Below are 14046 nucleotides of genomic sequence, written 5' to 3'. Positions count from 1 at the left end.
TCGGCTTATAAGATTACTATAGATATTGGATTTATCCTTGATTATGATGGACTTATGAAGAGCAATAATCCATCTGACAAGGAGATTATACAATGAATCATAAGCTTGCAGCACCTGTCCCCCCGCTGGGCTGGAACAGCTGGGATTGCTACGGCGCAGCCGTAACAGAAGCGGAAATCCGCGGCAATGCGGAATATATGGCCGAGCATCTCAAAGACTTCGGCTGGAACTACATTACCGTAGATATTCAGTGGTATGAGCCTGGTGCCGTGTCCTCTCTGTACCGCCCCTTCGTCCCGCTGGTCATGGATGAATACTCCCGCCTGATGCCTGCCGAGAACCGTTTCCCTTCCGCAGCAGGCGGACAGGGTTTCAAGCCGCTCGCCGACTACGTCCACAGCCTGGGGCTGAAGTTCGGTATTCATATTATGCGCGGCATTCCGCGCCAGGCCGCCCATGCAGGCACCGCTATTCTGGGTACGGAAGTGACTGCCCGCGAGATCGCGCACACGTGCTCCATCTGTCCGTGGAATACGGATATGTACGGTGTCGATGCTTCCAAGGAAGGCGCTCAGGCCTACTATAATTCACTCTTTGAACTGTACGCCCAGTGGGGCGTCGATCTGGTCAAGGTGGATGACATCGCCGCTTCCAGACTGCACGATACCCATCAGCCGGAGATTGCCCTGATCTCCCGGGCGATCGAGAACTGCGGCCGCCCAATGGTCCTGAGTCTCTCCCCCGGTCCCGCTCCGGTGGAATACAAAGAGCATTTCATTGAACACGCCAACATGTGGCGCATAACGGATGACTTCTGGGACCGCTGGGAGCTGCTGCTGGACATGTTCAGCCGCTGCCGCAGCTGGCAGGGCGTGCCGCAGGACGGCTCATGGCCGGATTGCGATATGCTGCCGCTCGGCCACATCGGCGTCCGCTCCGTCGACGGCGGCGGGGATGACCGCTGGACCCGCTTCACCCGGGACGAGCAGCTGACGATGATGTCGCTCTGGAGCATTTTCCGTTCGCCGCTGATCTTCGGAGGCGAGCTGCGGGACAATGACGACTGGACCCTGTCGCTGCTCACCAACCGCGAGGTGCTGCGTATGCAGCGCGAGAGCCATGGCGCCAGGGAAGCTCTCTACCGCGATGAGCTAATCGTCTGGACAGCAGCTCATGACGACGGTACCCGCTATGCAGCCGTCTTCAACATTGGCAGCAGTCCGCTGCCGGTTGACCTGAGCCTCGAAGAGATCGGCCTCAGCGGCGCGGCGTCCGGAACGGAGCTGTGGAGCCAGACGCCTGCTGAGCTTAGCGGCGGCGTGCTGCACACCACCGTGCCTCCGCACGGGGTACGGCTGTATAGCTTCTCGTAGGAGAAGCTCAGCAGAAATACCAACAGCCTGCGGGAATGGAGTAGTTCCATTCCCGCAGGCTGTTTCTTTTGACAATATAGGTGAAGGAGCTTGCGCTTCTAAATCCTTATGCCTTCCCCATCGTGCTGATATCAATCACAAACCGGTAACGCACATCCGAGGCCAGCACACGCTCCCAGGCTTCATCGATCTGGTCAGCCGAAATCACTTCGATCTCGGAAGCGATCTGATGTTCAGCGCAGAAATCAAGCATCTCCTGTGTCTCGCGGATTCCCCCGATCATCGAACCGGCAAAGGAACGGCGGTGACCGATCAGCGAGAAGGCGTTAACAGCCAAAGGATCAGCAGGCGCACCGACATTCACCAACGTCCCGTCCAGCGCCAGAAGTGACAGGAAGGCATTGATATTTACCTGCGCACTGACCGTATTAATGATCAGGTCGAAGGAACCGGCCAGCTGCTTGAATGTCTCCGGATCACTGGTGGCATAATAATGATCTGCGCCCAATTGCAGGCCGTCTTCCTTCTTCTTCAGGGATTGGGATAACACCGTAACCTCAGCCCCCATGGCATGAGCAATTTTCACTGCCATATGCCCCAGCCCGCCGAGACCCACTACAGCTACCTTTTTGCCGGGAGCAGCTCCCCAGTGGCGCAGTGGTGAGTAAGTAGTGATTCCGGCACACAACAGCGGTGCAGCAGCGTCAAGCGGAAGGCTGTCGGGAATCCGCACCACGAAGTCTTCAGTGACAACGATATGTGTGGAATATCCGCCTTGTGTATAGTGCCCGTGGCGGTCAGTCGCTCCATAGGTTCCTGTGTTCCCCTCCAGACAATATTGCTCCTCGCCTTGCCGGCAGCTGCTGCACTCTCCGCAGGAATCGACCATACAGCCTACCCCGACACGGTCGCCAACAGCATATTTCGTCACTCCAGAACCGATCTGGCTGACAATACCTGCAATCTCATGCCCCGGAACAAGCGGATATTTCACCGGTCCCCACTCCCCGCGGACGGTATGAATATCGGAATGGCAAATACCGGCGTATTTAATCTCGATCAGAACATCCTGCGGCAGCAGCTCCCGGCGTTCAATCGTAGTCAGCTTGAACGGGCCTTCCTGGCTGAATGCAGCATGTGCATTAACTTGTATCATAGTGAGACCTCTTTTCAATAGAATAGTAGACATCATTCCTTAAGCTTTACAAAGCTTATAATATTCCTTAAAGTTAACTCTAAGTCAAGCCCGAAATATCCAGGACAGGAGAACGATGATGAAGACCTATTCCATAAGCGAAGCCGCAGCGCATTTCAACATGACCCCGCATACCCTGCGTTACTATGACAAAGAGGGCCTGCTCCCTTCTATAGAGAGAACTCCCAGCGGCAAACGTGTATTCAAGCCCTCCGACATGGAGGCCCTGAAGATCATTGAATGCCTGAAGGCCTCCGGGATGCCCATCAAAGAGATTAAGCATTTCATTGAATGGTGCTCCGAAGGAGATTCCACCCTGCAGCGCCGATACGACATGTTCCTGGAGCGGAAGGCTTCCGTAGAAGCGCAGATGGAGGAATTAAGAAAAACGATGGAAGTCATAGACCATAAATGCCACTATTATAAGACTGCCCTGGAAAAGAGTATGGAAGTGGTCCGCCAATCCTAACCAGCCGGGTGGTTCACCAGTCTCCGCTGCGGTTATCGTTACATAGAACAGTTATCGCAGACACATCCTAAGACAGAACCTGCACTTAGAAGGGAGACTTACAAATGAAGGATGATCAAAAAGCTCCGCTCGACGGACGCACCGCAGGTGTCCACCCGATCCCGGAGGGCGAATCCAGTCCGGCGGACGGCCAATCTGAAACAGACAAGCTGGATGAGATCGTAGGCGCCGTGCTGGGAAATGACCCGGAGGTAGCAGCTCCTGGCCTTGCACCAGACTCCGAAGAGAAGAAGCACCGCAAGAATCCTTAGTCTAACTACGAGACAGCAAAAAGCCGGGCCGGACAAGAGCATCTCTCATCCGGCCCGGCTACTTGTTGTGCTGATCTTCTGATCTTGCTGATCTTGCTGATCTTGCTGATCTTGCCGCTACTCCTCCAGCTCCTGACCACACCCGCGATTCAGTGCTTCACGATAATATAGTGACCCAATGGCAATATCAAAGACAGCCATTCCCATCGGATTGAACATGACCGCTTCCTCCTTCGGGAATTTCGCCAGTGCGTTGCCGCAGACCACCTCGATGATGGACGCCGTGTCTTGCTTCCGCAGCCCTCTTTGATGATGCATATGTTCAATATCCGTATTCGCACGGCATACTTCATCCCAGTCATCGACAATAATGGCAGAGGTGTGGCTTAAGATCGCCGGGGTGAAATCGCGCAGAGACACGTTCAGCAGCAGACTCTGTTCTTTGGGCTTGCGGTCAATATAACCGGAGCTGGAAATGGTACAGGTAATGAACAGATCGGCCCCTTCGTAGGCTTCCTCCCAGGAATTCACAGGCCGCACCCTTGTCCCAAGCTCTTCCGGGATAGGCTGCAGCATATCTTGATTCGGATCAAAGATCCGAACCTCCTCCAGCCGGTCCCCGAGCAGCTGACTCAGCATCGACAGATGGAGCTGACCGATCGGCCCGAACCCGACGATACCGGCAATAATGTTATCGGCAAAAGGGTGTACCTTCTCATATTCCTGAATCATCAGCCCGCTGACCGAAGCCGTGCGAATCCCGGAGATAAGCGGACTGTTGATGATAGCCACAGGCTTGCCGCTGCCGGAATCATTCAGGATCGTCACCGAGTGGGCACGGGGAAGCTGCCTGGCATGGTTACCGGGAAAGCTGGCGATCCACTTGATGCCTGCCATCCCGATCTCTCCGCCCACATAAGCAGGCATGGCAATAATCCGGCTGCTTGGATCTTTATCGAAGAGCAAATAGGGTTTAATAGGCTGGGAGAATTCATGCGCTGCCATCACTTGGACAGCACTCCGTATGGTATCGACACTCCTCTTCCAGGGAAGCTGTATGCTCTGTAAATTTGCAGTATTTAAGTATAACATGCTCAAGGCCTCCTCAGCTTATAGGTCTGGCTGCAATGTGCAAGCCGATCGTATTCTGTATTTCGCCGCATTTCTGCTCCGCCTGCGCTGCATCGTCCCCTCCAACCATCACTCGGCCAATCCAGTCAAAATTAGATCTCGGAAAGGACACCTCGCGCCCTTCAGCAATGAAATGCGACCGCAGAATGTCCGCACGTCCCTCTAATTCCTTAAGCCCCGTAACCTCGATCAGCCTGCCGTCAACCGGCGAACAGAATTCCCGTGAAGCAGCGCCGCGTGAGACGCTTGGCGTCAACTCCGGGGCCTCCCCCATATGCATACGAAGCACTTCGCGCGCCAGGTCAATGCCCGTTGCGTATTTAATCATCTCCGGAACAGGCCCGCCCACCATCCGCGGATTGAATTCAATAATCTTAGGGCCTTCAGGAGTGAGAGCAACCTCTGTATGTGTGGGGCCAAAGTCAACCCCAAGTGCATGCAGTCCCCTGCGGACCACGTCAACGATCTCTGCCTCATGGCTTAGCTGAACCGGAAAGCTGGCACCCGTCTCTACAAAATAGGGGAATCCAACCAGACGGCGGTCCGTAATCCCGATCAGGTGATCCTGCCCCTGATAAGTAACCATCTCCACACTGACCAGTGGCCCGGCTGCGTATTCCTCAATGAGCACATCCGTACTTCCATAGAGATTACGCCCGAAATCCCTGTTGTTCACATAACTCTCGTAAGCCTGGCGCAGCTCTCGCTCATTGTTGACAAAGACTACCCCAATACTCATAGCCCCGTCACACGGCTTAACGATACAGGGATAACCCATGGAATGGGCATGTTGGCAAGCTTCCTCCGCACTGCCTGCGAGCAGCGAACGGGGAACCGGCACACCGCTCTGAACGCAGATTTCTCTGGATCTATATTTATTCCGGGCATTCTTGGCAGCCAGCGGGTGCATGGTCGGCACACCAACCGCATGCGCAGCAGCCGTTGCCTGCACCACATAGAATTCTGCAAAGGACATCACTCCGGTCAAGGGATACGCTTGATGGTACTCTTTGACAAAGTCAACCACAGCTTCTTCATTAAAGGTGTCCACTTCATGAATGTAATCTACCAACCGGAGCGGGTGGGACTCCAGCGGCTGGCCCTTCAGGTAATGCTGAATATTCTGGGTCAGCAACGTGACAGTGTACCCCAGCTCCTTGCAAGCCTGGATACCTGCGATAGACTCATTGCTTTCTACTAATAACAGGTGCTTCATGAGTTGCATCCTCCTTGTAAGCGGGCAGTATTTGCACTTCATGCTCCAGATACCGCCGCAATTGTGACAGCCTGGCTTGCAGCGACGCCGAATTCTCGCCAACGATGATTACGGTCATCACGGCATCCACGCTGGAATGGGCCGCGTCCAGCTGCTCGCCTTCTCTGACGCGGGGAACATATTCCTTCACCCATTCAAAAGGCAGCGTCTGCGGAATAGCCTTTACTGTCCCGGGACGCTTCGGCATTAGATATACCCCCGCTACCTGTGACGGCCTTGGCGCCGGCAGCTTCAGCGGCAGACCGCATTGCGCCCGGACCCATTCCCGGTTCAGATCCACGCCGTACATGGCACTGACAGATTCACTGATCCGTCCGCCTGCGGTCCGGCTGGCAATTTCACAGAATACCCATTCATCCTCCGGAGTATGGAACATTTCACAATGAAAGGTTGAGATTCCCGGTGAGGGCAGGGCTTCAATGACCTGCTGAACTTCATGAACCAGCCGCTCATACAGCGCGCAGCCGGGGCTGAGCAATTCCACGAAGCAATCCTGCTGGAGAATCTCCAGCGGCTTGCAGGAATATTTGCCCACAGAAGCAAAGCGGATCTCCTGGCCCATCATCAGACCATCAATCTCATACATCTCTCCCTCAACATAGGCTTCAACCATTAAGCCGCTGCCAAGGCCGCGTTCCCATACACCATTCAATTGCTCCGGGGTCCGTATAATATCCGTATTCATAGAACCCATACCATCCAGCGGTTTAACCACAACCGGCAAGCCATGTTCCCGTACAAAATCATACAGCTGAAGCGGCGAAGCCAGCCTGCGGAATGCCGGGCATGATACCTGCGGGCTGACCAAGCTTTTCATCACCGCTTTATCCCTGTAGGCAATTGCGCTATCCAGCCGTTGTCCAGGCAGATGCAGCCGTTCACGCAGCCGGGCTGCACGAATCAGATCGCTCTCATCGAGGGCTATAATCAGACGGTAAGGATGATCTTCATACAAACGTAACGCATCGATCTCTACCCGGTCATTAGTCACCCAGTTGTCGAACACCTCTACAAGGGCATAGGGCTCCGTTGTCTCACCATATGCCGGCGAAGTATACAGGTATACCTCTTCATCCAGATCCTCCAGCCAGCTCAGATAAGGAGCGAAGGCCCGCCTCCTTTGATTCAGAATTAATATCGCCACAGTTTCCCCTCCTCTTTGTTATGAACAGGTGACCGGTTTAACATCACGTATAGTACAAGGGACAGCCCGGACAGAACGGCTAATGATAACCAGAAGTAGGACAACTCTCCGTAGATGCTCCACATATGTATGAATTGCAGCCCGGTATATACACCGATTCCTTCGCCAAGGGCCGTGGACAATCCGATGACACTGAAATACGTGATACGCAGATCCGGATGGGCAGCGTTAGAGACATAAGCATCTATCGTGGGTATGAATAACATTTCTGCAAGGGTGAACAACGCGACGAATACGTAATAGCCCCAGATCGAGCCAATGACCGCATTCATTGAAAAAGAAACGCTGAATAGCAGAAACGCCAGAGTCAGCCGGTATCCCTCACGCTGGCCTGACAACGCTGTATTCATCCAGCGCCCGAACGGAATCTGCAGCAGCACCACGAGGATTCCGTTCAGCATAAGCAGACTCCCCAGCCTTTCCGGTGCGTTATAATAAGTGCCGATTAAATAAGGAAAGGAATTGAACAATTGGGTAAAGAAAAAGCAGCCGATCATATTGAACAGCAGCACTTTACGGAAGCTTTTATCGAGCAGAACGGTCTGATATCCTTTCCAGAAGCTTACCGGCTTCCGTTCCTGGTCAAGCAGACTGCACCCGGGCGGGAAGATAGTGAGCAGGATAGCACCCGCAACATAGAACCCTCCAACGAAGGTCAACGTGAAGCTTTTCAAGGAGCTAGTCAGCAGAAAGGAGCCGATTAACGGCCCGGCAATGGCCGCACCGTTCGTATACATATTGGAATTCGCAAAATAAAACAGGGCATTGCCATCCTTACTCCCCACGAAGGATAAAGAAGCCTTGGAGGACAAGCCCCTGACCGAGTAGCCGATCCCGGCAATGATAAGCTGGATTGTAATCAAAAGCGGCGACTGCCAGAAATCCACCATTGCGATGGAGACGCCTGTTAGCAGGCAGCCGAACCACATGCATTTGAACGGGTCCATATTGTCCAGCAAGGGTCCGGTAAGGAACCTCGCACTGCGGTAAGACACGGTGAAGATCATGGTAACTACAGCGGTAACCGACAGAGGCAATCCTTTGACCTGAGACAGATAGACCGTTAATATCGCCGTCATGGCGTAGAAGCCAAGATGGGTAATCAGCGTGTTCAGGCAAATGGCAAACACCGGCCGGGGCACCTTTAGGTTTCGGAAAAGATTCATGTGATGGCCTTCCTTGCCGCCAGATCAGCAGCCATGCGTCCGATTAATTCCTCCGGCGAATGACGCTGCAGGAATCCGCACACTTTAGCAGGCTGCCCGCACAGATAACAGCGGCGTGAAGGAGCACCCAGCTCATGCCTGCCCATTGCTTTTCCCGATGAATCATAAATATCCATATCCCAATACGCGCTAAGCGGATGCTCCAGTTCAAAGGACAGACAGAATTGCTTCAATTCCGCCGCATCCGCAGATACCTGAAGATAAGCTACCGGACCAAGCGCCAGCTCGATCCGCTCAAGCATAAGTATCTTATAAGCTGCAACCGCCAGAGCTTCCTGTAAAGCCTCCATACAGAGCTCGAATAATTCATAGGCAACAGCCAGCTTCTTATCCGGCCCCGGAATATTCATCATAATCTGTATCAGCGAGCCTTCTGCCGGATACCTGGCCTCTCTTAGCTCATGGAGGCGCTCCCGGTCACGAAGGATGGCTGACACAGCGGAATCGTTCGCCACACTCTTTCCTCCCCCTGATTCTCAGTCCACAAATGCAAAGCAAGCGTCATGGCCAGCAGATCGGCTGATCCGCCGGGAGATAGGGAACGGAGACGGAAATCCTCCTCCATGGTGCGGATATAGGCTCTGCCCTCAGAGGTGAACAGACTCCCCCGGTCCAACGCCGCTAAGGCACTCTTCTGAGTATAGTCAATCCTTGTCCTGTCGAAATTGCGGTTCAGCAGCGTGGTATCCTGTACCACAGTCATCAATGATAACAAGGAGTGGATCTGCGCCGTCCGCAGATCCGCTCCTTGTTGAAGCGCCTCACGCAAGGCAGGCAAGCCCTGCTGAAGAATGGACGGAAATCCGTCTATAACTTCGCCCCGTATCCCTCTAATTCCCCACTCCCTGTACGCGCGTCCGCCTGTGCTTGCATGTTGCGTCTCCTCCAGGATGTCTGCCAATTGTGCCCGCAGCGGATACTCAGCCAGCCTTCCGGCCAAGCGGCATATCTCCTGCGGTTCTGCTATGCCGGATGGACTTTGACTCGTCATTCCGGCAGCCGCGCATAGAATCAACCCCAGGAAGATCGTTCCTTTATGGGTATTCACTCCCCCGGTAGCCTTAAGCATGTCAGCCTCGGCCCGCCGCCCGGTCTGCTGGAGCCTCCTGAATAAATATTCTCTGCCGGTTCGGCCCGAGGATTCTGCTACGCCCAAGCGTGCTGCTTGCTGGTAATAAGGCTGAATGCGGAGTGCGCTTCTCAGAAAAGTGTAAACATCCATATCCGCGTGACATCCGTTGCTGACCGCCGATACCAATCCGGGGGAAGGCCAGCTCACAGCCTCGGCCAGAACACTGTAGACCATCGTTTCGGCAATCCAGGACGCTGCAGCTTGGCCGGAAGCGGTCACTTTACGCTCTCCGGGATTGCCGCAGGCCAGTGCTCACTCTGTAGACCGTACTGCTGCAGAAAGCTCCATACTACCCGTTCCAGGCCAAGTCCGATGCAGCCCGACCATGTCTCTGCGTTGTCCCTCAGTCTAAAGTTAAAGGTCTTTGCAAAAAAATCGCCGTGCGTGTCATAGGAAGCAATCGAAATCGTATCGTTTTTATAGGGAATATCCGCACGAACCTCGTATTTGACATGTTTGGGCACTTTGAAATTCTGCTTCACCTTACCCGGCAGGAAGAATGGATCATTGGCTAAGGCACACTCGCCTTTCAGCCCTGCCGCTTCCATCCACTCGATGGTCCATCCTAATGTCAAGTCACGCATCCGGGTGACGTATTCGGGCGTCCCCAGAAATACGAATTCCCGCATGGTGAAATTCAATAACCGTTCAAGCAGATATACACGTTTGCCCTCATTGCGGAAGGATTGGCCTTTGAGTACAAAAGCGGTATTGTCCTCAAGCTCACGGTCCTCCATTTCCATATAGACCTTATAGCAAGGCGCGGATTGCAGAAGATAGGGCGGCGTCTCCAGATAAGGGCCGGAGTCCTGCGGAAGCTTGCCGTTATTGGCGGAGATATCTTCCGCGAAGGCTATCATTTTGGCCTGGTCATGGCTGAGGTGGGTAGCCAGCAGCAAATGCATCGGGGCACTATGGAAATAATTCATCTTCTCGGCGAAGGCAGCAGGCAACAAGACCGAATACTGCCGCTCCTGACAATCCCCGATCCTCCGGCCGATATAATCCACATAGCTCTGGTCAAAATACTCCAGCAGACGGATGATCGGGCGATGGTACGCCAGCTCCTGATTCTTCAATAAAGTCAGCCATCTCTGCTCCAGCAGGTCATCCGAGATATTCCGCTGATTGCCCGGCGTGCAGCAGGAGCACAGCTTCTCCAGCGGCGGCTCATGCAGCTCCACCACATTCAGCCCAGGCTCCAGTACTTCAGCGGATGATGCGGATGCCTCATCATGCTCGGGGGTGAACCGCTCCAGGAAAATAGCAACCTCCCGCTCAATCTGCTCCCTGGGATAAGACGATAGATAAGTGACGCTGATGCGTTTCCCCTGAATCGGGTCCACCTGCACCTTATGGGCGGATACATTTTGCAGGAACATATGGGTGAAAACAGGGATTTGCAGCTTATTCAGCGTCACAGGATCAGGTAATTCCAATCGGTATGTTGTGAACATAACAGCCTCCTACGCTATTGAAATTCCGTATATGTCTTGGACGACGGCAACCTGGTCAGGATGGATTACGGAACGCCCCGTAAAGCCATATTCCCTGGAGAGCAGGCAATCCTCGCGAAACCCCTCCAGATCACGATAAGCCATGTAAGTAGTGTCAAAGCATTGAAGCCCCAGCCTGCGGCAGTATTCCCCCAGCTTCTGCTTGGCCTTCCGGACCTCCCAGGCCGGGTCCACAAGCCCCTTAGCTACACAGTCATTGAAATAATCCGTTCCTCCAAAGGTAAAAGCATAAATATTCCGGCTGGCCTGATGAATCTCTCCGAGATTGGCAATAGCCTCGCAGCATTCGATCATGACTTCATAGCTTGGAGAATAGTTCAAGCTGCGCTTTTGAATAATATCCTGCACCTTGCGTTCCACTTGCCGTAAATCCTCCGCCGTCCGGACCATGGGCAGCCGGATTCGGGCAGGGCGCTCTGGCACTAGCTCTTCCAGATCCTGCTCCCAGTGAGAGGTATGAACACTATTCACGCGGACAATGAGGGTATGCTCCGAGTCACTGAATTCCTGAAGGGCATTCTTGACCACATATCTTGCTTCAAGCTTCTTATCCTCCGGCGTACCGTCTTCCAGACAAAGAATAATATTCATAGGATAGAAGGTCATGGCATACTCTATGTAATTCGGTTTGTATCCCGGAACATAGAAATAGACTTGCTGTTCAGCAGCCTGATTCATCCCGTTACCTCCTCCCGCTCTAAGGCAGCACTCAGCATACTTCGCAAGGCTTCACAGCGGCTGCGGACCACCCAATCATTGGCTCCATTGAACCAGATCTGGGGGGACAGATCCGCCAAGCCATACTGCTTCAGAATGGGAACAACATATTCATAGACTTGGCGGTCCGTAAGCTCCGGCACCATATTCATGCATTGCATTGCAGCATGACCTTCTTCGATGACAATTTTAATATCGCTAGATTCTATCGATCCGGCACTGACATTCATTAAGAACCGACCTCCAATGAGTAATATAGAGCCTCCAGCAGAAAATAATCGCCCCAGATCTGGGATTCGCCTGCGGCTTGAACGACATGCAGCGGAGTGCTGGCGTGCACCAGCAATCCTTCATGCTCCGGACCCGTAGGCGCATACTCCGCAGAAATCAGAATATCGAGCACCCTCTCTGCTTCTTGCCGGAATTGCTGGCGCAAGGGATCATTAGGGCTTAGGGCTGCGGCAAACTGATAGAAGGCAGAGCAAGAGATCGCAGCAGCGGAAGCATCCCTCATAGCCGTCTCCTGATCGGACAGCATCAGATCCCAGGCCGGAACACCGTCACTACAGACATGGGCTAAGTAGAATGCAGAGAGCCGTTCAACCTTTGTTCTCCACTCCTCTTCATGGCCAAGCAGATACATTTGAACCGCTCCATAGAGTGCCCATGTGTGGCCTCTGGCCCATACCGAGGCTGAGCTGAACTTAGCGTTCTTGTTGTAGGGCTCCTCCGGGGCTCCCGTAACGGAATCCATTCTCATATATTCGTAAGTGAAGCCGTCTTCCCTCATCAGCGCAGCACTTGTAATCCGCGCTGATTCTATGGCAGCGGCGCGATAGCGCTCCTCACCGGTTACCCGGTAGGCCCATAGCCACAACCGGATGTTCATCATACTGTCAACGCCTGCGTAGCGCTTCCCCTCGGGCAGCCAATTGCATTCCAGATAACCGCCCGGGAGACGGGAATCAAAGAGGCTGTCAGCAGCTTCAAGCGCAATCGCCCTGTAGGCTTCCTTACCGGTCAGATCGTACCCGAGTGCATAAGAATAATAGAACAGGAAGCCAATATCCTGATAATCCCCCTGATTCTTATAAGGCTCAATCCCGCCGATCCAGCGGTCAGCCTCCTCCATATAGAGAGGATCGCCAGTCAACTGATAGAGCCGGTAGAGAAGTCCAATGAAGAAGCCGGAAGACCACTTATCCTCCAGCATGTATCTTCCGTTGTTCGTAACATAAGGAAGCTTAATCTGACCGGAAGGTGGCATTGAAGCAAGCCTGGCAAGCTGCCGGCGGGTCTGTCTGACGGCACGGTCAATTACCTCATTACGTGTGGATACAGTAATCTTCAGCACCCCCGATCATATTTTCACAGCGCTTGTAACCCGTTCAATCCCAATCTTCTCCAGCCATTCATCCGAAAAAATAGTATTGTAATACCGGTCTCCGCGATCTGGAAGAATCGCAAGAACTTTGTCCCCGGCACGCAGGCGGCGGGCAAGCTTAAGGGCCGCGAATACCGCTGAACCTGCGGAGCCGCCGACCAGCAGCCCTTCTTCCTGAACCAGCCTGCGGGTGGTGGAGAAGGCCTCCGCATCCGAGACATGCGTAATCTCGTCATACAGCTCTCTTCGTACATTGCCCGGTACTATAGCTGAACCAATGCCAATCTGATGCCTTACACCCGGCGGCTGCCCGAAGGTAACCGAACCGGCCGCATCAACGGCCATGATCTTTATCTGCGGGATATGTTCTTTCAGCCCCAGGCTGCACCCGGTAATGAGACCGCAGGTACCTGCCGGTATGACCGCCCACTGAAGCCCATTACCGAACGCCTCATAGATTTCAGGCGCAGTCGTTTGTCTGTGTGCCTCAGGATTACTCGGGTTATTATACTGATTAGGCCAGAATGCCCCCAGTTGCCTGACGAGATCCTGTACCTTGTCCAGGCGGGCTCTAAGATAGTTGCCATACTCATCAGCCTGATCAACCATTACCGTCTCTGCACCATAAGCCTGGATAATGCTGAGATTGACCGGGCTGATTTTGGGATCGACCACACAAATCAGCTTGTACCCTTTTTGCCGTGCTACAAGCGCCAGTCCGATCGCCAGATTCCCGGAGGAAGATTCAACAATCGTGCCGCCGGGCTGCAGTTGTCCCGCTGCCTCCGCTTGGCTGATAATGTAGAGCGCTGTGCGGTCTTTCATGCTGCCGCCGGGATTAAGGCCTTCCAGCTTGATGAATACCTGCGCCCCATTCGGCTCTGGAAGATAATTCAGTTTAACAATAGGCGTGTTCCCAATTAATTGCAGCACATTGTCGTAGATCAAACCTATCACCTCCCAAGGGAAAATCTCATATTTTTTTCTATAAAAAGTAAAATAAATACATTCGCATCATACACTCATGTCCCAATAAATGTAAATATATCAAAAAAATTTATCACATTGATTCAAATTTTCTATAAAAATCCATAGGTTTGCAACAACAACA

Annotated in this window: 15 protein-coding genes; 3 read left to right on the top strand and 12 right to left on the bottom strand. The window is 53.3% G+C overall.

From position 1 onward, the window contains the following. Positions 1 to 92: 92 nt before the first annotated feature. Positions 93 to 1373 carry a glycoside hydrolase family 27 protein gene (locus NST04_RS30360; protein ID WP_341187558.1) on the top strand — a complete coding sequence of 427 codons (1281 nt, stop codon included), beginning with the start codon at positions 93 to 95 and terminating at the stop codon, positions 1371 to 1373. 106 nt (positions 1374 to 1479) lie between these two features. Here the strand turns inward: NST04_RS30360 and NST04_RS30355 are convergent, their stop codons facing one another. Further along, positions 1480 to 2529, bottom strand: coding sequence for an NAD(P)-dependent alcohol dehydrogenase (locus NST04_RS30355; protein WP_341187557.1), 1050 nt, complete (start codon positions 2527 to 2529; stop codon positions 1480 to 1482). A 118-nt stretch (positions 2530 to 2647) separates the two neighbouring features. On the opposite strand from NST04_RS30355, the gene NST04_RS30350 reads away from it, so the two are divergent. Both NST04_RS30350 and NST04_RS30345 read left to right on the top strand, forming a co-directional pair. Further along, on the top strand, positions 2648 to 3037 hold the full coding sequence (locus tag NST04_RS30350; protein WP_341019511.1) for a MerR family transcriptional regulator: 390 nt from the start codon (positions 2648 to 2650) through the stop codon (positions 3035 to 3037). 104 nt (positions 3038 to 3141) lie between these two features. Next, the gene (locus NST04_RS30345) at positions 3142 to 3348 is read left to right on the top strand and encodes a hypothetical protein (protein ID WP_341187556.1); all 207 of its coding nucleotides are present in this window, start codon (positions 3142 to 3144) and stop codon (positions 3346 to 3348) included. Between the two features lie 117 nt (positions 3349 to 3465). Here the strand turns inward: NST04_RS30345 and NST04_RS30340 are convergent, their stop codons facing one another. The 11 genes from NST04_RS30340 to sbnA are packed head-to-tail and all read right to left on the bottom strand — an operon-like array spanning position 3466 to position 13883. Beyond that, the gene (locus NST04_RS30340; protein ID WP_341187555.1) at positions 3466 to 4440 is read right to left on the bottom strand and encodes a 2,3-diaminopropionate biosynthesis protein SbnB; all 975 of its coding nucleotides are present in this window, start codon (positions 4438 to 4440) and stop codon (positions 3466 to 3468) included. A 13-nt stretch (positions 4441 to 4453) separates the two neighbouring features. Then, positions 4454 to 5695, bottom strand: coding sequence for an ATP-grasp domain-containing protein (locus tag NST04_RS30335; protein ID WP_341187554.1), 1242 nt, complete (start codon positions 5693 to 5695; stop codon positions 4454 to 4456). Continuing rightward, entirely contained in the window at positions 5664 to 6899 is a 1236-nt protein-coding gene (locus NST04_RS30330) for an ATP-grasp domain-containing protein (RefSeq protein ID WP_341187553.1), read from the bottom strand. The genes NST04_RS30335 and NST04_RS30330 overlap by 32 nt, the downstream gene beginning before the upstream one ends. Continuing rightward, positions 6887 to 8125, bottom strand: a complete 1239-nt coding sequence (locus NST04_RS30325) for an MFS transporter (protein ID WP_341187552.1) — start codon at positions 8123 to 8125, stop codon at positions 6887 to 6889. The genes NST04_RS30330 and NST04_RS30325 overlap by 13 nt, the downstream gene beginning before the upstream one ends. Then, entirely contained in the window at positions 8122 to 8640 is a 519-nt protein-coding gene (gene citX / locus NST04_RS30320) for a citrate lyase holo-[acyl-carrier protein] synthase (protein WP_341187551.1), read from the bottom strand. Before citX ends, NST04_RS30325 begins: the two co-directional genes overlap by 4 nt. Further along, entirely contained in the window at positions 8580 to 9536 is a 957-nt protein-coding gene (locus NST04_RS30315; protein ID WP_341187550.1) for a triphosphoribosyl-dephospho-CoA synthase, read from the bottom strand. Before NST04_RS30315 ends, citX begins: the two co-directional genes overlap by 61 nt. Then, entirely contained in the window at positions 9533 to 10774 is a 1242-nt protein-coding gene (locus tag NST04_RS30310) for a hypothetical protein (protein ID WP_341187549.1), read from the bottom strand. The genes NST04_RS30315 and NST04_RS30310 overlap by 4 nt, the downstream gene beginning before the upstream one ends. A 9-nt stretch (positions 10775 to 10783) precedes the next feature. Beyond that, complete coding sequence (locus NST04_RS30305) at positions 10784 to 11512, bottom strand: HpcH/HpaI aldolase/citrate lyase family protein (RefSeq protein ID WP_341187548.1); 729 nt, start codon at positions 11510 to 11512, stop codon at positions 10784 to 10786. Then, entirely contained in the window at positions 11509 to 11781 is a 273-nt protein-coding gene (locus NST04_RS30300; protein WP_341187547.1) for a hypothetical protein, read from the bottom strand. Before NST04_RS30300 ends, NST04_RS30305 begins: the two co-directional genes overlap by 4 nt. Then, positions 11781 to 12905 (bottom strand): glycoside hydrolase family 88 protein, encoded by a 1125-nt coding sequence (locus NST04_RS30295; RefSeq protein ID WP_341187546.1) that lies wholly within the window; start codon positions 12903 to 12905, stop codon positions 11781 to 11783. Before NST04_RS30295 ends, NST04_RS30300 begins: the two co-directional genes overlap by 1 nt. Positions 12906 to 12911: 6 nt before the next feature. Further along, the gene (gene sbnA / locus NST04_RS30290) at positions 12912 to 13883 is read right to left on the bottom strand and encodes a 2,3-diaminopropionate biosynthesis protein SbnA (RefSeq protein WP_341187545.1); all 972 of its coding nucleotides are present in this window, start codon (positions 13881 to 13883) and stop codon (positions 12912 to 12914) included. Positions 13884 to 14046: the final 163 nt, after the last annotated feature.

The organism is Paenibacillus sp. FSL H7-0756 (genome assembly GCF_038006765.1).
Lineage (GTDB): Bacteria > Bacillota > Bacilli > Paenibacillales > Paenibacillaceae > Paenibacillus_AQ.
This window is presented reverse-complemented; position numbering and strand designations above follow the sequence as displayed.

Excerpts from the sequence above, each read along its gene's own strand:
- NST04_RS30305 (WP_341187548.1), bottom strand. The coding sequence starts at position 11,512 with ATGAATCAGGCTGCTGAACAGCAAGTCTATTTCTATGTTCCGGGATAC.
- NST04_RS30335 (WP_341187554.1), bottom strand. The coding sequence starts at position 5,695 with ATGAAGCACCTGTTATTAGTAGAAAGCAATGAGTCTATCGCAGGTATC.
- NST04_RS30345 (WP_341187556.1), top strand. The coding sequence starts at position 3,142 with ATGAAGGATGATCAAAAAGCTCCGCTCGACGGACGCACCGCAGGTGTC.
- NST04_RS30355 (WP_341187557.1), bottom strand. The coding sequence starts at position 2,529 with ATGATACAAGTTAATGCACATGCTGCATTCAGCCAGGAAGGCCCGTTC.
- NST04_RS30310 (WP_341187549.1), bottom strand. The coding sequence starts at position 10,774 with ATGTTCACAACATACCGATTGGAATTACCTGATCCTGTGACGCTGAAT.
- NST04_RS30350 (WP_341019511.1), top strand. The coding sequence starts at position 2,648 with ATGAAGACCTATTCCATAAGCGAAGCCGCAGCGCATTTCAACATGACC.
- NST04_RS30300 (WP_341187547.1), bottom strand. The coding sequence starts at position 11,781 with ATGAATGTCAGTGCCGGATCGATAGAATCTAGCGATATTAAAATTGTC.
- NST04_RS30325 (WP_341187552.1), bottom strand. The coding sequence starts at position 8,125 with ATGAATCTTTTCCGAAACCTAAAGGTGCCCCGGCCGGTGTTTGCCATT.
- NST04_RS30360 (WP_341187558.1), top strand. The coding sequence starts at position 93 with ATGAATCATAAGCTTGCAGCACCTGTCCCCCCGCTGGGCTGGAACAGC.
- NST04_RS30340 (WP_341187555.1), bottom strand. The coding sequence starts at position 4,440 with ATGTTATACTTAAATACTGCAAATTTACAGAGCATACAGCTTCCCTGG.